This window comes from Candidatus Nomurabacteria bacterium, assembly GCA_016699085.1.
GTDB lineage: Bacteria > Patescibacteriota > Minisyncoccia > Phycocordibacterales > UBA9973 > CAZLWF01.
The window spans coordinates 423,725-446,071 of sequence record CP064958.1; the positions used below are offsets into that span (position 1 = coordinate 423,725).

Below are 22,347 nucleotides of genomic sequence, written 5' to 3' on the forward strand. Positions count from 1 at the left end.
TATACTTTCTTCATGTCAAACTATACAGCATTTGAAGTTGTAATTACCGCCATCGTTGTGAAGGACGGCAAGTATTTGATCACTCAGCGGTCAAAAGATAAGAAACGTTTTCCAGAAATGTGGACGGTGCCAGGTGGACATTTGGAGCCAGCGGATTTTCTCGAATTTCCGAAAGACACAGAACACTATTGGTACAATGTCCTTGAGCAAACCCTTCGTCGTGAAGTCAAAGAAGAAGTTGGCATCGAGATAGGTGATGTCGAATATGTGACGTCGCTCGCTACGGTGCATACTGATGGTGCGCCATCGCTCGTGATTTCGTCTATGGCAGAATATGTGGGAGGCGATATTATTCTTCAAGAAGGTGAGACACAAGACTTTGCGTGGGTGAGCCTTGAAGAAGCAAAGGGGTATAACCTTGTCGATGGTATTTATGATGGACTCGTGATGGCAGATGCAAAGAGGAAAGGAATACAGAAAGAATGGAAACGAGCATACTAATATAGTCATTTGCTCTGTATAGACTTCTCTAGTAAGATACAAGCATCTTTATTCGTAATTAATTTTATATGCCACGACCAAACGACGAGCAATCACTTATTATAATAAAACCTGATACCCTTCAGCGTAATCTTGTTGGAGAAATCATCTCTCGATTTGAACGTAAAGGCCTTAAGGTAATAGGGTTAAAAATGATGACCGTTGATGATGCGGTTCTCAAAGAGCACTACGCACATATAGTAGATAAGCCATTTTTCCCAGGAATATTGAATTACATGAAATCAACGCCTGTCGTCGTCGTGGCTCTTTCTGGTATTAATGCTATCTCCGCTATACGGCTTATTGTTGGGCCTACAAGAGGGTATGAAGCAGGTGCGGGGACAATCCGAGGCGATTACTCAATGAGTGCTCAATCAAATTTGGTGCACGCTTCTGACACTGTTGAAGCAGGTGAAATAGAAATTAAGCGTTTCTTTGACTCAAAAGAACTCTTTGATTACAAAAAAATTGATATTGATTTTATCTACGCAGATCACAAAGATGCATAAAAATTGCCCCATGCGGGGCAATTTTTGTTTTGAAACAATTATTATGAAAGTCTAGATTGCCAAGGTATGAGCAACAGTCTATACTCAAAGTAGGATTATTTTTTAGTGTATTACTTAGAACAATTTTTTTATGGGAATTTCTGATTTGTAGGTATGGATGCTATCTTCGGATGACTGAAATACTTACTTTCGAACACCCACGTAGCTACTATGGCTATGGTAATCACTAAAGAATAATCCTAAAAAAGACCTCTGCATCGCAGGGATTTTTTTATTCCTCTACATAGTGTAGACTAATGCCATGACATTGATGCGCCGAGAGCTTGGCTACACATTGCTGGGCTTTATAGCTTTTATTTTCCTCACAAATCTCATTGCGAGCGTTTTCTATTGGTATATAAGTATGTGGTGGTTTGATATGCCAATGCATTTCTTGGGGGGAGTATGGCTCGCTTTGTTTGGGTATTGGTTGTTGCTAGTTATTTTCGAACGAAAACATTTGGCTATTTCAGATATTAGGAGTATTCCCACTATACGTCTCATGTTGTTCGTATTAATTCTTGGTATATCATGGGAATTTTTTGAATTTGTCGTAAGTCATACTACTGGTGCAATGTTGGGTAACACTGTAGATTCCTTGAGTGATATCTGTTTTGATCTTGCGGGGGGATTGGTGGGATTGCTGTACCTTAAATCCGTGGGTACTAGCATTAAAGAAAATATTACTCCAGCGGAATCAATACAGTAAAAAAACCTAGCGAGCGTTTGAGATACATGCAAGGCTAGGGTATACTATTTTTATGGATAAAAATTCTGCACGTATTACATTTTGCGCTGGCGCAGGTACAGTAACCGGTGCCAATTTTCTTTTTGAAATTGGCGGTAAGAAAATTTTGATTGATTGCGGTCTTATCCAATCAACAAAGGCCGCTGATGATAGTAACTGGCAAGACTTCTCATATGATCCTGCAAGTATTGATTACCTTTTTATTACTCATGCTCATGTTGATCATATCGGTAAAATTCCCAAATTAGTCTATGACGGCTTCAAGGGTAAAATTTTCTCGACTCGAGCAACACAAGATCTCGTCGTTCCAATGCTTGAGGACACGATTGCTATATTGGGACACCAAGGTGAAGATCATTTGGAGAAAATATATGCAGCTCCAATCGTCCCAAAGATTTTAGCTCTATGGAATGGGTTTGAATATCATGAAAAGATAGACATTGGTCCAGATTTTGAAATATTTTATCGCGATGCTGGTCATATCTTGGGTTCTGGCATGCTCAGTATTCTCTATGGCGGCAAGCACTTCGTTTTTACCGGAGATCTAGGCAATTCGCCATCGCCAATACTTAAAAATACTGAGCTCGTCGATGATGCAGATTATCTTATTATGGAGTCTGTCTACGGTGATCGTAATCATGAGTCCCGCGACGAGCGCCGCAAGAAGCTTGAAGAAGTTATTGAGGACAACTACAAGCGTAAAGGTACGCTGATTATCCCAACATTTTCCCTCGAGCGAACCCAAGAGCTTTTGTTCGAGATTAATACACTCGTAGAAAACAAACGCATTCCGCAGATGCCTATATTTCTTGATTCGCCACTTGCGATCAAGCTGACAAAGATTTATCGCAACTACGAGCACTTATACAATGATGCTGCTAGGGAACACATCACGCATGGTGATGACATATTTATTTTTCCTGGTCTTATGTCTACACTTGAAACCAAGGAATCAAAACATATTCTCGAAACTCCAAACCCAAAGATCATTATCGCAGGATCTGGTATGTCGAACGGCGGCAGAATTATTCATCACGAGAAAAATTATTTACCAAATGAAAATAACACTCTGCTTCTAACTGGCTATCAGTCTGCTGGCACGATGGGGAGACAAATCGAAGACGGTGCTAAAACTGTGAGAATTTTTGGTGAAGATGTGCCCGTGCGAGCACATATTGTGAAAATTAGTGGCTACTCTGGTCATAAAGATTCTGATCATTTGGTAGGTTTTGTTGAAACTATGAGTGAGCGAGTACAAAAGGTATTTGTCGTCATGGGTGAGCCGAAATCTTCGTTCTTTTTAGTTCAAAAGCTCCGCGACATGCTCGGTATTGATGCCGTAGCACCCGAAGGAGGAGAAACAATCACGATCTCATGGTAAACTAGAACATATGGATGATCAAAAATATATTTGTTACAACGGACCGATAGGTAATGGTGAGAAGCATAACCATTTAAAAGTAAAACTTGGTGTTTCGGGTGCAGCAGAAACAGGGCATTGCGGACTTGGAGCGCTTGATATTGCCAAAGAATTAGGACGTGAAATTATCCGCCAAGGCGGGGTGTTGGTTACTGGAGCTACTACAGGGTTTCCGTTCTGGTCTTCTATAGGAGCCAAAGAAGAACGTGGGCTTGTTATTGGACTTTCGCCAGCAGCAAATGAGAGAGAGCATGTTGAAACTTTCCGTTTGCCATTAGATTATACTGATCTCATTATTTACACTGGGTTTGGTTTCCCCGGGCGAGATCTTCTGTTTACGAGGAGTACTGACGCTATGTTCATAGGCTGTGGACGAATAGGCACTATACACGAATTTACTATTGCATTTGAAGATGGCAAGCCAATAGGCGTCTTAGAGGGTCCATGGAATATGGATAAAGAAATCAGAATGATACTTGAAGAAGGACATAGATCTAATCCCAAAATTGTTTTTGATAGCGATCCCAAGCGACTTGTGGAAAAAGTAATGGCACTTGTTGCCAAAGATAAGATAGCAGAATTTAAAGTCGGTGCGCCAGCATTGAAAACATTACTCTAATAAAAATCCCCGCAAAAGCGGGGGTTTTTATTAGAGAGTTCCTACGAGTCGTTTTAGGGTTTCAGGGTGCTCACCAGCAAGCGAAGCCAAAATCTTACGGTCAACTTCAATATTTTTTTTCTTGAGCTTGTCGATGAAAACACTATATGACATGCCGAGTGTGCGGACGCTTGCGTTGATGTCGGTATTCCATTCTCGTCTCCGTGTGCCTTTTTTGTCTCTGCGGTGAGCAAATGCATAGGCGCCAGCATGTGCGATAGCTTCTTTTGCTTGAGCTTCTTTTGTGCTGCGACCGAATCGGTAGCCTTTAGTTTTCGCTAGAGTATTTTTTCGGCGTTTATTTTTGATAATACCTCGTTTAACTCGGGTCATAAAATAGTGATTAGTAAATAGTAATTAGTAAAAAGGGGAGATGCCAGTTTCTATATATTTGGCAACAAATGGCTTTTGACTTTATTTTTCATAATGAAAACCTTCATTTTTCTGCCAGCGAGCTGCGTTGTGCGGCTTTGTTTAGCATTGAAATGGTTAAAGCCAGGCTTGCGTGCCATCAGCTTGCCAGTCTTCGTGATCTTGAGTCTTTTTGTATAGGATTTATTTGTTTTCATGGATTTAATTGATTATGTAAACTAGAGCTTTCATTACCCTAGCATACATCTTTGTGTGATTCAATAGAATTATTTTTTAGTATCGCGCTCGATGGTTATCATAAGGCCTTTTGGTCCTCGCTTATATGCATCAGCGATTTTGTAGTCTTCTGTTATTAAATGCAGGATTCGATCGAGGCGTTCACGATGGAATTTTTCATCCATGTATTTCGATCTGCCTGACAAGAAAAGCTCAACTTTGATTCGGTGTCCTTCTTTAAGCCAAATAGATGCTTGCTTAGCTTTGAGCAATAAGTCGTGTTCTCCAGTGCCAACTTTAACTTGGATTGCTTTTGTTTCTGTTGGTTTTGCACCTGCTTTTGCTTTCTTTTGTTTTTTGTTCTGCTCGTAGAGATATTTGCCGAAATCCATGAGCTTAGCAATTGGGGGATTGGAATTCGGAGCAATTTCAATAAGATCGACACCTAGGGCATTAGCTTTGGCGAATGCATCCTCAAAGGATAAAACGCCTAAATTAGCACCATCGGCATCAATGACACGTAGCTCTTTGGCTCGTATTTGATTGTTGATTCTCTCTCGCAAGTGATATCAGGTAACAAAAATAGCAATAAATAGATACGAATACCTAGGCTTAAATATAGCTTGTAACCTAAGAAAAGTCAATGGATTACACACTAGAAGCATATAGGTGATTTTCTATGCTAGGCTACTTGTGTGGAAGAAAATCTATTTCTTGTATATAAAAATCTAGGGGAAACACCACTTGAGGCACTCGAGAGACTGCGTCTTGATAAAAATCTAGGAGACATACCGCTTACCTATGCCGGTAGACTTGATCCTGCGGCAGAAGGTTTGCTTCTAATTCTCGGTGGAGAAACATGCAAAGAAAAAGATACCTACCTCGGGCTTCCTAAGGTCTACACTGCACAAATACTCTTTGGTATTACTACTGATACCCATGATCTCTTGGGTATACCAGCAAGCTCTCTTCATGTTTTACCCGACACTACTACCTTTGCCAACTCACTGGAAAACATACTACAAACATATCCATCTACATTTATCCAACCATATCCGGCATATGCATCAAAAACGGTAAGAGGTAAACCGTTGTTTACCTACGCTAGAGAAGGGGAGGTGGTGTTACTTCCAGAGCATGAAGTCACCATGCATGCCATAACACTAGAGAAGATCGAAGAAATCACTTCAGCGGACATCGGCGAACGAGTAACTAGGCTTTTATCTTTGATCAAAGGAGATTTTCGACAAGAAGCAATAGGAAATGCTTGGAAAGAAATACTACACCATGACCGAAAATATTGCATGGCAACGGTAACCCTGACGGTTAGTTCTGGTTTTTATGTGCGAGTGTTTGCAGATACTCTGGGCAAGGAACTTGGTACTCCCGCAGCACTTTTCTCACTCATACGTACTCAGGTAGGTTCCTATACTTTGGATATAGAATAAAAGAAAAAACGCTCATGATATAGGACATGAACGCTAATTGTAGTGAGTTTTTTCAAGTAGTGAATCAATGGTCCTTTTCTCGGAGATGACTGGTGACAGAATAAACAATTCACCTCTCGTTATGCTTTTAGGGAAGATATAAAGCGAACCAACCAGGAATGCATCGATATATATTGCACTAGTCTGTTCCTCTTCATATATCGAATCACGCATGTCCCATGAAAACGATGGTGGTTTGAGCTCATGGAGTTTCCAATTGCTTCTCGTTGGTACCCATATTTCTGTAAACCAAATTTCAATAGTTGTTCCTTTGACAAAGATTTCTTTGATTTGGCCGCGATATATGGAATCAATATCCATACATTCGAAAAATCTGTTACATATCGGATAGTCACACGCTGGTGCGCAGTAAAGAGCAATAAAAATTTCCCAATTATTCATAATGGCGATTTTCTTTATTGAAGCATATATTTACCAAAAGAAAAACCCGACAATATTGTCGGGTTGGAGTAAATTATTTTGGTTGTTTGTAAGCAACTTTCAGGAGGAGTGCGGTACTTACAGTTTTATTTTCTGGGAAAATGTACCATTCTTCGCCCTTTGTTTTAATCGTAATTGTCCCGTCATCAGAATATAGGATATTGTCATCCTTAATATTACAGATAAGATCTGCATCATCACCGTCAGACCATATTTTCTCATCCCATACTGCGACAATCTGGATATGGAAGAAAAATATGGTATCGCTATTATGTTTGGTCATATCACTGATACACCCTCGCTGTCGTTTTTTTTCAGTTGAATAAAATTCCACTAATCGCCCAACGAAATTAGTCCTATCCTCTGTATCTTCTATAAAACGCTCTTTATGTTCCATGAAAAATGTTTCTTGCATTTAAGCATATAAATTAGACTGCGTCAAAGAGATCTACTTTTTATTGAAAAAATAGAGTGGTACTATATAAAGAAAGCTCTTTATGAAAAAGATACTCATGCTCATTATTGGTCTTTTCTTTTTAAGCAAATATACACCCATCGCACATGCGCAGACGCAAGATTCATTGATTTTTTGCAATCCCAAGAAAATTGAATACGTTTTCAGATTTGCATTGTATGATAACCTTCTGGCGGATTCTGGGCTCGTTGTCAAATATAGCGGTCAGTGCAGTGATGAGTTTTTCGTTAAGCGAACTGATGCATCATGGGAGAAGATAAATATCCCGAACCGTCCACGTGAAATATATGTGCGCATTCATAAAACGCATACAGACTTTAGCTGTTATCCGAAGAAGGAAGTTTGGCGATTAGATTATACAAACTTTACCTTTTCTGATATCACTAGAAAGCCTGGCGCGATCTTTGTGCATGATTGCGCCGATGAAGTACGATTTTAATAAAAAACAAAACCCCGCGAAATAATGCGGGGTTTTAATATGACCTATGCATTGTAATTTTTTAAAAATGTGGTATATTGTAGATAATACTTTTCTTTACGTAAAAAATATAAATAATGATACAAGATCATAGATTAAACAACTATCTTCGTGCGTTAATTGAAAATTCACCCGCAATTGCAAAAATATATGCTCAAACTCCTGAGGTTCCAAAAGCAGATTCTTTAAATGAAGGGACGTTTGAAGTTTCGCCAGGGCTTGTGCATAAATTTAAACCAAGCGTTGTACTGTTGCTTAACGGGATTTGTGCTGCGCAATGTTCATTTTGTGAACGTTTACCCACCGGAGTCGGTGATCCAAATTATTACGGTGATTTGACTATGAATGCGCTCGATCTCGCTAAAGCTGTTTCTTACATACGAGCAGATGCAGATATTAAAGATGTTATTTTCTCTGGTGGTGATCCACTTAATTCTCTCTCTGAACTATCGGCATGTGTACAAGAGCTTTCGAAAATAGATCATATTAAAACAATCAGAATTCATACAAAATTTCCGCTGCAGAACCCGATTGGCATGAAAGGGAAGTATTGGTTACTCAGGAATGTCTCTCTTTGTATTAAGACTGCTAAGAAGATACCGTATCTTTCATTAAACATTAGTCACCCTGATGAGTTTACAAAAGAAGCTTGCAATGCCATCTTGGAATTGAAAGATATAGGCTACACCTTAATATCTCAGTCAGTTTTTTTGAAAGGAGTAAATAATGATGTTGGTACTCTCGTGCGGATGTTTGATCTTATTGTGGAAAATGGGATATCTCCCTATTATCTTTATCATTGTCAATCAAAACCTCACACTCATGCGCTTGGTTTTGTAGAAGATCTGAATAAGGAAATTGCAATAGTTAGACAAGTTTTCGAACGTCTTCCTGGGATCTATAGACCCACGCATGTTATCGATATTGAGGGAAATCAGCATGCTTCAGGTCTGGCTCGTGGTAAAGTTACTGTCCCGCATCATTTTTCAGGAAAAGAATTTTTTGATTTTGATAGAAAATCTTTTTCCCTTTCGGATTACATATAAATAGTTGGTGGCAAATATTTAATACATTTGTCACCCTTTATTGGTACATAATTTTCTGTGCATAGTGTATCGATAAAGGGTATAAATATTCATATGAAAACAATGTCTCAAAAACAGAAAACTTTAGTGCTCTTTAGCGGGGGTAAAGATAGTGTATTTGCACTTTACAAAGCACTATTAGATGGATATGAACCTGTGTTACTTTCATTTGTAAACAAAAGTGATCAAGTACAATTTACTGACGGCCCGGAAATTGACCATATCTTTTGGCAAATGTACCTATCTCTATTTGGGATGTTTCAATCCATTAGTATACAAACTGATGGGTTGGATAATTCTTTAGCACAAAAAATACAATCTATATCACACGAGAATAATATTGAATCAATATACACCGGAGATCTTGGGCACCCAAATGGCATTGATGAGCTCCTAATAAGGCAAACTCAATTGAAAGTTTATACACCAGGTCGTAGTTATGTAAAATCATATGGAAAGAAGGCATACATAGAATATTTGGTTTCTCTTGGTTTCGTTATGCCTATAATTAGTGTGCGATCAGATGTTGCTCAGGTAGTCTCTGTAGGGGAAATACTAACTGTTGAATATTGCAATCGATTAGAATTGTGTGGAGTTGACTGTACTGGAGAAGATGGAGAATTTCAAACTATTGTTACAAAATGTCCACTGTATAAATATGAAATGCAAATTAATGCATATTTACTTGAAAGTAATAAAGGTCGGGATGATAAAAATTTTGAATATAAGCGTATGGTGTCAATAAAAGCAGTTTTAAAATAAAAACCCGCATTATTTCGCGGGGTTTTATTTTTGTGGAACTGGGGAGAATTGAACTCCCGTGCAAAGGGGATTTACCTATACGTCTACATGTGTAGTATGTTTCTTTGTGTTCAGTTTCTATGCTAGGAAACAAACAAAATACAGAGAAACTAAAGTCTCATTGTTTCGAGGAAGAGGTGAGACACTCCTCTTTCTCTAGTTCGATAATATAGTGTCAGAGTTATTCCATCGAACAGAGAATAGTCTGACATTCGCGAGCGTTACGCTCGAGCGAAAGCAAAATCTGACATACTGAAGTATGGAGACTTTACTGAACCAAATGCTTTTGCATTTAGAGGTTGCACGATGGTTAACGAGAATACGTACGTACTCGACATGCATATAGCTAAAGCATCCCTCTGTCGATGCCTTGCAGTCCCAGATATATCTCAGTGAATATTCTTTCTAAAAGCACGGATATTTTTGTGTTCAAAAATTCCTTGAGCTCGCGCCGTCGCATTCGCAAGTCTTTTATGAAGAATATTCACTGATTGATTTTTTTAACGAGCTTTTACATTTCTTCGAATTTCTCGGTCGAGATCTCGTTTCTTGATTGTCTCACGCTTGTCGAATTTCTTTTTGCCACGAGCAAGCGCTATCTCTACCTTAATTTTCGAGCTTTTATTATACAATGATATAGGAATAAGTGTCAATCCTTTCGTGAGGAGCTGTTTTTCAAGATTTAGGATTTCTTTTTTTGTCAAAAGCAGTCGTCTGGTGCGCAGTGGATCATAGTCATCGGCAGTATTACCAGCTTGATATGGTGGGATCGATATGCCGACAACATAAGCTTCGCCTCCGCGAATAAGCGCACGGGCACCTTCGAGTGTTGCCTGCCCTAGTCGTATAGATTTGACCTCGGTTCCGATAAGTTCGATCCCGGTTTCATATTTCTCGAGTATGTCGTAGTCAAAATGTGCTTTTCGATTGGTTGCGTAGGCTGCCATAGAGAAAATTGTAGCATATTGACCTTTATTTTCGTTTTTGACATTTTCCTGTATACTATGCTCTATCAAAAACATATATGAAATTGCCATTACAAAATCTAAGTTCGAAAGGTAAAAAGCCGAATATGCCCAAGGCCGGTATCGGTAGCCACTTGTTGACTGCGTTCCTTATATTTATGGCTATTACAGCTGCCTATACGCTTATTGTCGGCAATACAAAAACGACCAAAGAAGTCCCACTTTCAGAAGTTGCAACATCAATCAATAATGGCGAGGTAACAAAAATCATTGTTGACGGTGACAAGCTTACCATTACGCTTGCTGACGGTACAGAAGAGAAATCAAAAAAAGAATTGGAATCATCGCTCACTGAAACGCTTGCTAATTATGGTGTACCAGCTGAAAAGATCGCTGCAACCGAAATCAATATCAAAAGCCAATCAGGTGTAAGCTTTTGGCTGGCGACGATTTTACCCATACTGCTGCCTATTTTGTTTGTCGTCGTATTTTTCCTCTTTATTTCTCGCCAAGTCAAAGGTGCAGGCATGCAGGCATTTTCGTTTGGTCAATCCAAAGCAAAAATTACTGATCCAAATGATAAGAATAATCGTGTAACCTTCAAAGATGTTGCTGGTAGTAAAGAAGCTAAAGAGGAACTCAAAGAGATTGTTGATTTCCTCAAGAATCCAAAAAAGTTTCTGGATATTGGAGCTCGAATTCCTAAAGGGGTATTACTAACAGGCGTGCCAGGTACAGGCAAAACACTTTTGGCTCGAGCAGTTGCAGGAGAAGCTGCAGTGCCATTTTTCCATCTGTCAGGTAGTGAGTTTGTTGAAATGTTTGTTGGCGTTGGTGCGTCACGCGTGCGAGATCTTTTTATGATGGCCAAGCGTGCAGCGCCCGCGATCGTCTTTATCGACGAGATAGATGCTGTCGGCCGTGTCCGCGGTACTGGTGTTGGTGGTGGCAACGACGAACGTGAACAAACCCTTAACCAAATATTGGTTGAGATGGATGGTTTTGAGCCTAATGAAAAAGTGATCGTTATGGCTGCGACGAACCGCTCAGATGTGCTAGACCCCGCACTACTACGACCAGGCCGATTTGATCGACGAGTGATTCTAGATTTGCCTGATCGCTCTGACCGAGAAGAGATTCTCATTATTCATGCTCGCAAGAAGCCATTTGCCGAAGACGTTAATCTCAAAGTGATTGCAGAGCGTACACCAGGGTTTTCAGGAGCTGATCTTTATTCGCTTATGAATGAGGCAGCAATTCTCGCTGCTCGAGAAGACAGGAAAAGTGTTGCGCAGTTTGATCTCATTCGTTCTATAGAAAAAGTTATGCTTGGTCCAGAGCGCAAAAGCCACCTCTTTTCGAAACATGAAAAGAAAATCACGGCATACCATGAAGCTGGTCATGCAGTGATCGCATCAGTCTTGCCATATGCTGACCCTGTGCACAAGGTTTCCATCGTTGCACGTGGGAGAGCAGGTGGCTATACGTTAAAACTTCCACTTGAAGATCGTAAACTACAATCCAAGAAAGAATTCCTCGATGATATTGCGATGTCGCTCGGCGGGTACGTTGCTGAGGAAATGATTTTCGGTGATATTACGACTGGTCCATCAAATGATCTGCAGGTTTCAACATCACTTGCGCGAGCTATGGTTACCCGCTGGGGCATGAGTGAGCTTATCGGTCCAATCGCACTAGAATCTGATGGAGGCCGTCCATTGTTTGGCAGAGGAGTTGAGAGTCATGAATATTCTGAAGAAATGTCTGGCAAGATTGATAGTGAGGTCAAGAGAATTATGGATACGGCATTTGCGAAAGCTCGTGATGTACTGACTACTCACCGCAAGGCACTCGATGCTGTTGCAGAGAAACTTATTGAAGTCGAGACTCTCGAACAAGGAGCGTACGAAGATATCATCAAAATGCATGGCATCATGCCGAAAAAGAAAGAAGGACAAAAATCAGATCTTGTTGTAGCAGAATAAATTACAATAAAAGTCAAAACCCTCACTATAGTGAGGGTTTTGACTTTTATTGTAAGCAGGCGTATGGTAAAAGAAAAATGTTCATGGCACGTATCATACCATTTCGACATCAGCAAAAAAGAACTGCAGGTTTTGTTTGTAGGCTTATTTTTTTGAGCTTGCTCATAACTTCCGGTGTACTGTTTTGGGCAATAGCAGCGTTCGCCCTCTCTCTTAAGTTATTTATTTTCATGCTTGGATTACTGGCAGATCATTCTGTATTTACCTTACAGTTATTGCTATACCGTATCGGGGTCATTACTATTGGTGGTAGTTTAGTTCTTAGTTTTGTTATAGTTTTGGGTGTATATCGTAACAATATAAAAGACTACTCTGACTTTCTAAAGGGAGCAAAGGATGCAGCACTTTTTGCCAATATTGTTGTCCTACCATTCTATGTGGCTTGGCAGGCATGTCTCTTCATAAAGAAAATGTTTGAAAGTTTTTTGTAGTTTTAAAATAAAATGGACTCGTTAGAGTCCATTTTTTATTTCGCTTTATCTTGACCAATGGTTTGCAATTCACCGGCGACAATGTCGAGAAATGAATGATAGGCATCGAGTGCTTCATCGGCGAGCATCATGAGAGGCTCGTTACTTATCGTCTCCGCTGCGCCTTTGATAACTGCAAAATGCACCATACACGCTCCAAAGTAGAATCCATGCCATTCCAGTATCTCACTTGCTTCTTGCCATCCGTGTTCTAAGTATTCGTCTCGCATATCTCGCAACTCTTTGAGAGTTTCGTCACGCTTTTCATTGGTAGTTTCTTTTACACCACTTTCATTTACTATATTGGCAATGTTCTCTTCATATATGCTGCATTTCTCTGCCATGTCAGCAAAAACACCTTCACCTAAGACTGGTTCAAGTACTGCCTGCGTCTTTGAAAATGTTTCTTTGCCGATATTCATAAAGGCAATCACTTCACCTAACTTTTTTGCTGTAAATTCATTCATAGGTTTTTTAATTAAAGTAAATAAAATCTGATATAGCATTATATCATGGCTAATTAGATTCTTTTTTAAATGTATGCTTTTTATTGACAATGCAACAATTTTATATTAAGGTTTTGTTAAATTAAACTATTTTAAAATTCAAAACCTCTTCGCATGTTAGAAATTCAGATTTCACGGAGATGTGATTACTCTGTGCAAAACTTAAATAGTCGTTTATTTAAAGTACTAGAAGCATTAAACGTATATTTCACAACAAAAGAAAAAGACATTATTGATAAAGTATTTGCCAGTATTGATTTTGCTGATCAGATTATTGACGATAATTATATCGTTATTGATAACCCACAAAGACAAATTCTTGGTTTTGTTGTTGGGGAACTTGAGGTGCTACCTTGTGCCATCCCTAAAAACGTCGTTGACCACTTTGTTTTTGTAAGAGATATTATTGCTCATAAAAAAAATGCAGGAGCAGTCCAGAAGCAATCACTTGCATTATTTGAAGTGCACGATAACCGTCTATGTACTAATTCAGAAAAAGAGTATGTACGTCTAACCATAGCGGAAAGTATAGGTCATTATAACGTTCTTATGCTACTTTTCCCCGATAATAAATTAACCGAGCAGGCAAAAAAATTTATGTTGCAAGCAAGTATGATCGGTAGTTTAGCTGATAATCTTATTGATTTAAAAGAGGATTATTCAAGTGGTAGTATAAAAATTAAACCGAGTTTTACTCTACAATTGCGCTTACAAGTTGCGTTAATGAGAGCCTCGTTTAAAGCATTTTATTTATATCCCAGTAAATTAGAAGCTTTAATATTAGGTTTGCGATATATAAAGTATTCTCTAGGATTTTTGAAAAAAGTAGTAATTTAAGCTTCAGTTAATAATTGACTGAAGCTTTTTCTATTGTCCGTCCTCTTGGATTCGAACCAAGGACCCTCGAGGTATAAGCTCGATGCTCTAACCAACTGAGCTAAGGACGGATTAACGGAGTGTAACTGAAATAAGCAACTATTTCAATCAGTACTCCTTATTTTGGTATTTCTTTGTTATACTTACAAGGACAAAGTACGCTAATTGACTATTATTTATTAAAGTAGCATAATTTTGATATGAAAAATATTGAAGAGTTTGTCGATAAGATTATCGAAGAAAAAGGTTTCAATACAAAAGATCCAGAAGTTGTTGCACAAATCAAGTCTGATTTATTGTCGCGCGTTGAAGATCGGATCAATGCCATGATAATGGCAAATATGCCTGAAAGCGCACTAGTCGAATTCGAAGGTTTGCTCGATGCAAAAGATGAGAAGACAACAGAGGTCTTTATCCGTGAGCAAATACCAGATATTGATGAAAAAGTTGCAAGTACACTACTCGCTTTTAGAACTATGTACGTAGGATAATGCCATGCCTCACGAAACTCCAAATAATATTGCTAGTGATCATGCAGTAACAGAGCGCACCAAGAAAGATATTGAAGAGAAACTCGCACTCGAGCAAGAAGAGAAAAATAAAAAAATAGAAAAGAAAATTTACAAAGCGGCAGTAGTGAATGCCAACAAACTTCTCGAAACTCAAGCTCGGGATATTGGCGATGCCAATATGACAGAGTCGAGCGAAGAACGTTCCGGTAATTGGTTGAAAAAACACTGGAATCGAATTTGGAAGCACAACCTGGCCCAGGAATATTATCGTCAGAAAAAGATCGCGGAGGCGCGTAATGAAATTATAGAGACAGGCAATTTGTATGCTGGCGAAAAAGGTTTTGGTCCTGATAACGTAGACACAAGCAAGGCAAGCGAAGAAGCCATGCAGGCTATTGTTAATCGTTTTACGAGTGAATATGAGAAGGACACACTTAGAGAAGATGAGCTTAAATCTAAGAAAGAAAAAACTGAGAAAATTCCAGCTGAAGTTAACGAGCAAATTAAGAATCTCATTAGAGCATTTGCGGGAGGCTCTATGGATAAAGCGGCATTTACAGAAGAAAGGAATCGTATACTTGCTCCGTATGATCCAGAAATTGCTAAAAAAGGAAGTCTATATGCTGATAACCTTTTTACTATAGCCGAAGAAGTTAGAAGCGCAGTAGATCACGGGACAAAACTTACTGAGATTGATTTTGATGTAGAAATTACGCTCGGTACAGCCCGTGATAGTTTGAGCACAAAAGCGAATTTTAATGCTTTTGATAAAAGTGTTGAGTATTTACAAAATTCCAAAGTTGGGAAATATATTGTGAATGCACCTGGTGCAATGTTGGCAACTGCAGCTGTATATGGTGCAGTTCTTGTTGCAGGAGAGCAAGCCGGGAGATGGGGATCGAAATTTGCTAACATATTTACGTTTGGTGCTGCGGGTCTAGCATTCTCAGGTGGCGTTGCAGCGCTGAAAGAATCAGCTCGTGTTACTCGCGAACGCTCACAGCATATGCGTGAACGTGCCAAAGGTATGGAATTTACCGAAGAAGACATGAAGCGTCGTCGGAATATGGAGAAAAATACGTATGAAATGAAAGGTGCGACAGAAATTATTGCAGGACTCGAAGCTGATCTAAAAAAAGTTAATGAAGGCAAACTTCCTGCTGGTGCTATAGAAGATATTCTGGGGCGTGTTGCTGACCTAGAGGCAAGAACCAAACTAAATAACCAAAAAAATATTGATCTCATTTCATATGATAAATTCAATAGTATAGAAACAGATCGAACCGACTTGCTTGTTAAAAATGCAGAACTAAAAGTTGCATTACGTAACGCAGTCGCTTCTGGTGCAATAACATTGCCAGGACCAGAGAATTTTGATAGGAATTTGGAAATACTAACCAATGTGTATCGCGATCTTTTGGTTGAGGGAGAGAAAGGCATTGAAGCAAAAGATAGAATTTTTAGAAAAATGAAAGCAAAGCGAGTTGCCGGAGCATTTGCCAAAACTGTGATTGTTGGCAGTGCGGTTGGACTTGCTGTCTATGGTGTTGCGCACCTTGCTGGTCCGATTGTACACAAACTACAAGAATGGATAGGAGGCAAACAAGACCTCTTTGTTCCTAAAGGCCAAGAGCAAGGAATAATCGTGGGCAACGGCAAAATGTTGCTTCCAGAGGGAGTGTCAATTCACGCAAGTCCAGATGGTACGACATATGAGATCTTGAACGGCGATCAAACTGTTGCAAGTGGTGTCCACCTTAAGTTCAATCCAGATGGAACGCTTGCTCCTGGTTCACAAGCAGAGCTTGCTCAGCATGGCATTGTTCCTTCGATGACTCAAGCTTCACATGAAGTCAGTCAGCATGTGTCTGGTACAGCACATGATTATATGCAAAACCATCCAGATGCACGTCAGATTCATCGTGATGGGTGGATGGATAATGATACACGAACCTCAAACTTAAATGAGCTTAAAACGCACTGGGGTTCTGGTATTGGTGCTCCAAGTATGGATGCTCAAGGCAATATAACAATGAATATTGCACATATGACCCAAGGAGGATCTTTCCATGAAGGTATGCATGTTGATGTACCTGGGCAAGCTTCTAGTGGCAACATGAAAATGCTGTTCTCACTTTCCCTTGATTCCCAACATCGAGTTTTTGAAATACCAGTTGATGCAAAAGGGAATATAGATATTCCTCCGGATCATCCAATAAATAAACTCATGTTTAAAAATGTAAATGGGGAGACTATTTTCACAGGTAAACTTGCAGAAGTTGCCCAGTCAGTTGGGTTTGATGCAGCCGGCGAAGAGCATTTCCAAATTATTTCAACAATTGTTGGTCCCGGCCAAGCTGTAGTTGATCATACGATCGTAACGACAGTTCCTGATCATATTGTACGGTTAAATATTCCAACAGGCGGCGATGATTATCATATGCCATTTGTCCCAGTGCCGATCGTTGGACGTCGACCTCTCGAGCGAGGTCAGTATAAAAAAGATGCAACAATCCAAGAACGAAACAAACCAAAGAGCTCTGTCATTGATGCAATCTATAAACCTGGACAAGGTTTTCACGCTGAACCAACAAAAATAGAAAAAAAGAAAGGTAATGATTATGCGCTTAACCCAAATGCAGACTATGTCTATGGATTTATGGGCACTAATGCTGCTGATCTCGGAGTCCGGGTCGCAACATACACACAAAAGCACGCACATCCAGAAGTGTTAGTTTTTGAAGCTGATCCAAAAAAGCGTGAAGAATTTATGGCACAGATCGAATATATGAAACCTCGTCATCCAAATGTGACATTTACGTATGTTGAATTACCACAAACTAAAGCAGAGCTTGTTGGACAGAAATTCACGACGTATATGGAGGACCGATTTAGAAGCATCGTCGATTCATCTGATGTTGATCCAGATATTGCCCATATACTGCAGACAGATAATGTCTCTCGACAAATTGAAGGTTTTAATGAAGAGATAAAAGCTGAAGTAAAAGTAAGTGACAAAAAATTAGAAGCAAGCCAAGCTGTATCAGAAGATATTCAGTCAGCAATTAAGACACTCGAAGCTGATCTTCGTCAGTATGAAGTCGTGAATGGCTATGTCATAAAAGATAGCGAACCAGTAAGTGCCTACGAATATGAAAATAAGAAAAATGAGCTGAAAAAATTAAAACAAGAAGCAGGCTTATTGCCGAAAGTAGAAAAAAAGATAAGTCCAGAGAATCTTTTTGATACACCATTAGAGAAAAAGCCAGATGCAGTGTCTACAGAAAATCCCCGAGTTGCTATCACTGAGGAAGCCTTACCTGCTGAGTCCGTAGATGCTGTCAAAGAGGCAGTTGTATCTCCAGAAACACAAACAGAGAAAATTACTTTTGCAAATGATACTGACCGCGTCTTGGGTATTATGACAAGTACAGGCAGCAAGCTTCAATCCGAAGTTGAAAAAATAATGAGTAATAAGAAGTATAAGAAACCAGCTATAGTTTTGTTTGATTCAGTGACGACCGCTTCCAGTCGTGGACAAATAAAACTAGCTATCAATAGTATTCGTGCAAAATATCCAGATATACAGTTGGAAGTAGTACCAGTTGAATCAACCGAAGAAACAAAAGCACAGAAAGCTGGTGCCTATATGAAGCAATACCTCAAAGAAGTTATTGCTGATTCAAATATCACAAAAAAGAAGATTCGTCCTACCGTAAGTGGTAATGCACTGGCCTTTGCGCAGTAACTTACATAATAGACTTCACAAATTAATAATTTCTCACCTCCAATACTATTATTCAAAATGCATTTCGTTAGACTTTCGTTCCGCAAGAGCATGTTCAAGTGCGGGGTAGCTTGTAAGTTTGCCTGATTCTATGAGTTCGTATGCCTCACTTCGTGCTGCTTCTACCATCTTGATATTTTTGATTGCTTCCATACCGATATCAGTAATGCCCCATTGGCGCCCTCCACCAAGCTCACCTGCACCACGAAGTGTAAGGTCGAGTTCGGATAGTTCAAAACCATTTTTTGCAGTCACAAGGGCTTGCAACCGGTCACGAGTTTTCTCTGATTTTGCTTCAGCAAATAAGTAACAGTACGCTTGCTCATTGCTGCGTATCACACGGCCACGGAGCTGGTGTAATTGTGCGAGTCCAAATCGCTCTGCGCCTTCGATAACGATAACAGTTGCATTTGGGACGTTGACGCCAACTTCGACGACTGAAGTCGCGCAGAGGATATCTATTGCATGCTTTGAGAAATCATCCATAACTTCTTCTTTCTTTTGTTTCGTCATTTTCGAATGCAGAATGCCGATGGTGTACTTGGGGAATACTTTCAGTTTCAATCGTTTTGCTTCTTCAGTCACAGACTTCGCTTGGAGTGCTAGTTCTTTGGTTGGGTCAGGCTCGTTGATTCGCGGACAGATAATATATACTTGTCTGCCTTTGACGAGTTCCTTCTCTATCTCACTATACGCTTCATCACGCTTTGCTGAGGCAATGATTTTAGTAATGATAGGCAATCTCCCGTACGGCATTTGATCGAGAAGCGTCAGATCAAGATCGCCATAAATCGTAAGCGCTAGTGTTCGGGGGATAGGTGTCGCAGTCATCGAAAGCAAATGTGGTACCACAGTACCGAGCTTGTTATCTTTATGGACGAGCGAGCTGCGCTGCATCGTGCCGAAACGATGTTGCTCATCGATAATGACGAGTGCGAGATGCTTGAAGATGACACTTTTCTGAATAAGCGCATGAGTACCGATAAGTATTGGTATTTCCCCGTTGGCAACCCATTTCAAAAGTTGCGCACGCGAAATAGTCGTCCAGGTCGTTGTTGCAGATGCGACCTTGCTCGGGAATTTTCGACAGCCTGAGCCAGTCATGAGTCCGATCTGTATGCCAGTGTGCCTAAAGTAGGTAATAAAATTCTCAAAGAGCTGGGTGGCAAGTATTTCCGTTGGTGCCATATAGGCTACTTGGAGATTACCAAATGTCTGCAGTGCTGGGCGATTGGTGACGATACCATAGGCTGCTGTTGCGGCAATAGCAGTTTTGCCGGAGCCAACATCACCCTCTAGTAGTCGTGCCATAGGATGACCTTTGATAAGATCTGCAGTGATGCCTTTGATGGCACGCTCTTGCCCTTGGGTTAATGCAAAAGGGAATCGCTTGGTAAAGTCTGTGGTCGTCGCCTCTGGAATACTAATCGTGTATGAGCGTTCATTTTTGAATTTCTTGCGTTCTCCTTGCTTGATGAGCTGTATGAAAAATACTTCTTCAAATGCAAAGCGTTTGCGCGCAGCGAGCGCATGATTTTCGTTTTGGGGCGCATGGATCCAGATGAGAGCAGTCTGGAGCTTAGGCAAGCTATACTTTTTTAAAATAAATTCTGGAATAGGATCAATAATCGACTCGAGTAAATCACTTTTTAATATTTTTTGTATAGCATGGTACATAAACTTGGACGTTACGCCGCGGCTCTCAGGGTAAATAGGATAGGAAATACTTGCATGTGGTGTAGCGTCATTTGCAAAAAGTGTATGGTGTATGTCGATCGCAAGAGTAGGAGTTTTTTCGATTTCTGGATTGGTAAGTGTCAGACCATGTTTGGTTTCGGTGACACGACCGGTAACTTTGACACTATCGCCAACCCGAAACATTTTTGCTAAGTAGGCTTGATGGAACCAAACGATAGAAATAGTACCTGTCTGATCTTCGAGGGTGACTTCGGCCATGGGTACTTTTGTTCTGAAGGATTTTTTGGTATTTGCTTTGGTAATCGTACCGAGAATGGTTGCCTGTTCACCGACTGAGAGTTCATTAATAAAATGAAGTTCTGCAATACTCGAGTAGCGAGCAGGGAAATGATAGAGCATGTCCTCGAGAGTAACGATCCTTAAGCGTTTGAGGGCTGATTGAGCCTTGCTGTCAATTCGAAAATGGGTAGTAAGTAGATCACTTTTTTGCATGCAGGTCTATTGTAGCTTATTCTGTAAGGTTTTTGTTCTATTGACAAGATAGCTAAATTTATGCTATAATATACTCAAACCAAAACTGTTAAATAATGAAAAATTCCATAATCCTCCTAATTACCCTTGTTTCTTTTGTTACAATTTTTTCTTCTTGCGAAGACCATCGGTCTGGTAATCGTGTTCCAAGAAATAAACCATTTGATATTACCGGTGGACCATCAACTGTTGATACATTAAGCAATGAACCAATTCCTGTACCAATACCCGTATCGGTGAGTTACACTTTCACGCCCGATAGTGTTCGTGTAACTGAGCCCGAAGAAGGAGATTTTCTTTCTGGTGAGGGTCAAATTCCCGCTACCATGTATCGTACATATGTCTATTTCTTTGATTCCAATAACCATAAATTTGGTATTTGTTTGAATGAATCAGTATATAATGAGCCAAAAAATTATGCTGATTTAGGTGAGACAACACCTAAAGGTAAAGAAATAAAAGCAAGGAAAATGCTTTTACTGGATAAGGCCAAAGATTGTTTTGAACAAATAACAAAGGCAGAACTAAAGGATCTCATTGTGACTATTGAAAATGGTGAAATCGTTCAAGTTGAACAAAGAGTGTATCCAGTAGAAAGAAAAATCGGGAATGCAATCGTTCAACAAGATGCCACATCCAAGTTGTGGCCATATAACGCGTATTGAGTATAGTTAAAGTACATAACAAAAACCCCAAGCATTTACATGCAAGGGGTTTTCTTTTTTCAATCAAACTACTTATCTCCTGCAACTACGATGATGGTACCACCGAGTGAAGAATGCAAATGATCATGGAAGGGGAATGTGCCAGTTTCAGTGAAAGTATAACTATAGCTTTCACCCGATGCATAGCCTTTCTTGGCGTCAAATGCTGAATAGTCAGTGTGGGCAGGATGAGGATTTGATGCAACCCACATATTTTGAGTACCCTTGTTTTCAAAGGTTACCGTGTCGCCCTTATTGATGGTTACAGTTGCTGGACTAAAGCCTGTGTTGGTATAGCTGACGGCAACTGTTTGCGGCTCTGGAGTAGCAAGGAAGTCTTGGCTGTTGGTATCAGGAACGTAGGTATTAGTTTCTGTGGTAAATGTTGGTGTCGTCGATTCAGGTGTCTTCTTTTTATTAAAAAGTAAAAATCCTCCGACAGCGACAAGCACGATAAGCCCAATAATTGCTGATGTTTTGCTCATATATAAAATTTTAGATTAATAAAATTACTTGAGAATGCTCTTGATCTTTTCAGCCAATTCATCAAGTGTAAAGTTTGATTTGATCATGAAGTCTGTAGCACCGAGTTCTTTGGCATGGGTGATGTTTTTCTCTTCACTCAAATTTGAGAAGACAATGACTGGTGTCGCAGCAAGGGCTGCATTTTTCCTTATTTTATCGAGTGTCGTAAAGCCATCCATACCAGGGAGCACCAAATCGAGCAAAATCAGATCAGGCTTGTCGCTATCGGCGAGTTTGATTGCATCTTCGCCGTTACCAGCAGTCGCTATTTCAAAACCTTCTTTGGCAAGTTTGCCAGCAGAAAGGCCTTGGAGGAAAGAATCATCTTCAACAATCAAAATTTTCTTGTGCATTCAGTAGTGGTGAGAAAAGGATATCCTCTTCTACATAAATTAATTTAATAACGAATATGTTTCCGGATGTATAGTCTCAGTTTCTCTCGGATATGTATCGAGTATA

25 protein-coding genes, 1 tRNA gene and 1 other RNA gene are annotated in these 22,347 nt (G+C 39.8%); 15 read left to right on the forward strand and 12 right to left on the reverse strand.

From position 1 onward, the window contains the following. Positions 1–12: 12 nt before the first annotated feature. The 5 genes from IPF86_02250 to IPF86_02270 all read left to right on the forward strand — a co-directional run bounded on the left by IPF86_02250 (position 13) and on the right by IPF86_02270 (position 3,875). Positions 13–501, forward strand: coding sequence for an NUDIX domain-containing protein (locus IPF86_02250; GenBank protein ID QQR49892.1), 489 nt, complete (start codon positions 13–15; stop codon positions 499–501). Between the two features lie 68 nt (positions 502–569). Beyond that, the gene (gene ndk / locus IPF86_02255) at positions 570–1,049 is read left to right on the forward strand and encodes a nucleoside-diphosphate kinase (protein QQR49893.1); all 480 of its coding nucleotides are present in this window, start codon (positions 570–572) and stop codon (positions 1,047–1,049) included. Between the two features lie 301 nt (positions 1,050–1,350). Next, complete coding sequence (locus tag IPF86_02260; protein ID QQR49894.1) at positions 1,351–1,797, forward strand: hypothetical protein; 447 nt, start codon at positions 1,351–1,353, stop codon at positions 1,795–1,797. Positions 1,798–1,849: 52 nt separating this feature from the next. Beyond that, positions 1,850–3,217, forward strand: a complete 1,368-nt coding sequence (locus IPF86_02265) for an MBL fold metallo-hydrolase (protein QQR49895.1) — start codon at positions 1,850–1,852, stop codon at positions 3,215–3,217. A 10-nt stretch (positions 3,218–3,227) separates the two neighbouring features. After that, positions 3,228–3,875 (forward strand): hypothetical protein, encoded by a 648-nt coding sequence (locus tag IPF86_02270; GenBank protein QQR49896.1) that lies wholly within the window; start codon positions 3,228–3,230, stop codon positions 3,873–3,875. Between the two features lie 30 nt (positions 3,876–3,905). On the opposite strand, the gene rplT is transcribed toward IPF86_02270, so the two are convergent. The 3 genes from rplT to infC form a co-directional block, all read right to left on the reverse strand. Then, entirely contained in the window at positions 3,906–4,247 is a 342-nt protein-coding gene (gene rplT, locus IPF86_02275; protein QQR49897.1) for a 50S ribosomal protein L20, read from the reverse strand. A 50-nt stretch (positions 4,248–4,297) separates the two neighbouring features. Continuing rightward, on the reverse strand, positions 4,298–4,483 hold the full coding sequence (locus IPF86_02280) for a 50S ribosomal protein L35 (GenBank protein QQR49898.1): 186 nt from the start codon (positions 4,481–4,483) through the stop codon (positions 4,298–4,300). Positions 4,484–4,552: 69 nt separating this feature from the next. After that, complete coding sequence (gene infC / locus IPF86_02285; GenBank protein ID QQR49899.1) at positions 4,553–5,065, reverse strand: translation initiation factor IF-3; 513 nt, start codon at positions 5,063–5,065, stop codon at positions 4,553–4,555. Between the two features lie 132 nt (positions 5,066–5,197). Between infC and IPF86_02290 the strand changes: the two genes are divergently transcribed. Next, entirely contained in the window at positions 5,198–5,950 is a 753-nt protein-coding gene (locus IPF86_02290; protein ID QQR49900.1) for a hypothetical protein, read from the forward strand. Between the two features lie 33 nt (positions 5,951–5,983). Here the strand turns inward: IPF86_02290 and IPF86_02295 are convergent, their stop codons facing one another. Next, entirely contained in the window at positions 5,984–6,310 is a 327-nt protein-coding gene (locus IPF86_02295) for a hypothetical protein (protein ID QQR49901.1), read from the reverse strand. A gap of 154 nt (positions 6,311–6,464) precedes the next feature. Next, positions 6,465–6,845: a hypothetical protein gene (locus IPF86_02300; GenBank protein QQR49902.1), complete on the reverse strand. Its 381-nt coding sequence runs from the start codon at positions 6,843–6,845 to the stop codon at positions 6,465–6,467. 82 nt (positions 6,846–6,927) lie between these two features. Here IPF86_02300 and IPF86_02305 point away from each other — a divergent pair, with 82 nt between their 5' ends. From IPF86_02305 to IPF86_02315, 3 genes are all read left to right on the forward strand, one after another. Then, on the forward strand, positions 6,928–7,344 hold the full coding sequence (locus IPF86_02305; protein QQR49903.1) for a hypothetical protein: 417 nt from the start codon (positions 6,928–6,930) through the stop codon (positions 7,342–7,344). Between the two features lie 116 nt (positions 7,345–7,460). Continuing rightward, on the forward strand, positions 7,461–8,429 hold the full coding sequence (locus tag IPF86_02310; protein QQR49904.1) for a lysine 2,3-aminomutase: 969 nt from the start codon (positions 7,461–7,463) through the stop codon (positions 8,427–8,429). A 93-nt stretch (positions 8,430–8,522) separates the two neighbouring features. Further along, on the forward strand, positions 8,523–9,230 hold the full coding sequence (locus IPF86_02315) for a hypothetical protein (protein QQR49905.1): 708 nt from the start codon (positions 8,523–8,525) through the stop codon (positions 9,228–9,230). Between the two features lie 30 nt (positions 9,231–9,260). On the opposite strand, the gene ssrA is transcribed toward IPF86_02315, so the two are convergent. Both ssrA and smpB read right to left on the reverse strand, forming a co-directional pair. Then, positions 9,261–9,649: a transfer-messenger RNA gene (gene ssrA, locus IPF86_02320) on the reverse strand. 120 nt (positions 9,650–9,769) lie between these two features. Then, entirely contained in the window at positions 9,770–10,216 is a 447-nt protein-coding gene (smpB, locus tag IPF86_02325; GenBank protein QQR49906.1) for an SsrA-binding protein SmpB, read from the reverse strand. 176 nt (positions 10,217–10,392) lie between these two features. On the opposite strand from smpB, the gene ftsH reads away from it, so the two are divergent. Next, positions 10,393–12,219, forward strand: a complete 1,827-nt coding sequence (ftsH, locus tag IPF86_02330; protein ID QQR50698.1) for an ATP-dependent zinc metalloprotease FtsH — start codon at positions 10,393–10,395, stop codon at positions 12,217–12,219. An 83-nt stretch (positions 12,220–12,302) separates the two neighbouring features. After that, positions 12,303–12,710 (forward strand): hypothetical protein, encoded by a 408-nt coding sequence (locus IPF86_02335; GenBank protein ID QQR49907.1) that lies wholly within the window; start codon positions 12,303–12,305, stop codon positions 12,708–12,710. 35 nt (positions 12,711–12,745) lie between these two features. Here IPF86_02335 and IPF86_02340 read toward each other — a convergent pair whose 3' ends face one another. Continuing rightward, positions 12,746–13,216: a hypothetical protein gene (locus tag IPF86_02340; GenBank protein QQR49908.1), complete on the reverse strand. Its 471-nt coding sequence runs from the start codon at positions 13,214–13,216 to the stop codon at positions 12,746–12,748. 153 nt (positions 13,217–13,369) lie between these two features. Here IPF86_02340 and IPF86_02345 point away from each other — a divergent pair, with 153 nt between their 5' ends. Further along, positions 13,370–14,092 carry a hypothetical protein gene (locus IPF86_02345; GenBank protein QQR49909.1) on the forward strand — a complete coding sequence of 241 codons (723 nt, stop codon included), beginning with the start codon at positions 13,370–13,372 and terminating at the stop codon, positions 14,090–14,092. 36 nt (positions 14,093–14,128) lie between these two features. Here IPF86_02345 and IPF86_02350 read toward each other — a convergent pair. After that, positions 14,129–14,202 (reverse strand) — tRNA-Ile (locus IPF86_02350). A gap of 129 nt (positions 14,203–14,331) precedes the next feature. Here IPF86_02350 and IPF86_02355 point away from each other — a divergent pair. Next, positions 14,332–14,622, forward strand: a complete 291-nt coding sequence (locus tag IPF86_02355) for a hypothetical protein (GenBank protein ID QQR49910.1) — start codon at positions 14,332–14,334, stop codon at positions 14,620–14,622. A gap of 4 nt (positions 14,623–14,626) precedes the next feature. Then, entirely contained in the window at positions 14,627–18,391 is a 3,765-nt protein-coding gene (locus IPF86_02360) for a hypothetical protein (protein ID QQR49911.1), read from the forward strand. Positions 18,392–18,439: 48 nt separating this feature from the next. Here the strand turns inward: IPF86_02360 and IPF86_02365 are convergent, their stop codons facing one another. Then, entirely contained in the window at positions 18,440–20,620 is a 2,181-nt protein-coding gene (locus tag IPF86_02365; protein ID QQR49912.1) for an ATP-dependent DNA helicase RecG, read from the reverse strand. Between the two features lie 95 nt (positions 20,621–20,715). Here IPF86_02365 and IPF86_02370 point away from each other — a divergent pair, with 95 nt between their 5' ends. Further along, a complete protein-coding gene (locus tag IPF86_02370) occupies positions 20,716–21,324 on the forward strand; it encodes a hypothetical protein (GenBank protein QQR49913.1) in 609 nt (202 codons plus the stop codon). A 68-nt stretch (positions 21,325–21,392) separates the two neighbouring features. Here IPF86_02370 and IPF86_02375 read toward each other — a convergent pair whose 3' ends face one another. After that, on the reverse strand, positions 21,393–21,848 hold the full coding sequence (locus IPF86_02375) for a cupredoxin domain-containing protein (GenBank protein ID QQR49914.1): 456 nt from the start codon (positions 21,846–21,848) through the stop codon (positions 21,393–21,395). 24 nt (positions 21,849–21,872) lie between these two features. After that, positions 21,873–22,241, reverse strand: coding sequence for a response regulator (locus IPF86_02380; GenBank protein ID QQR49915.1), 369 nt, complete (start codon positions 22,239–22,241; stop codon positions 21,873–21,875). Positions 22,242–22,347 lie beyond the last annotated feature (106 nt).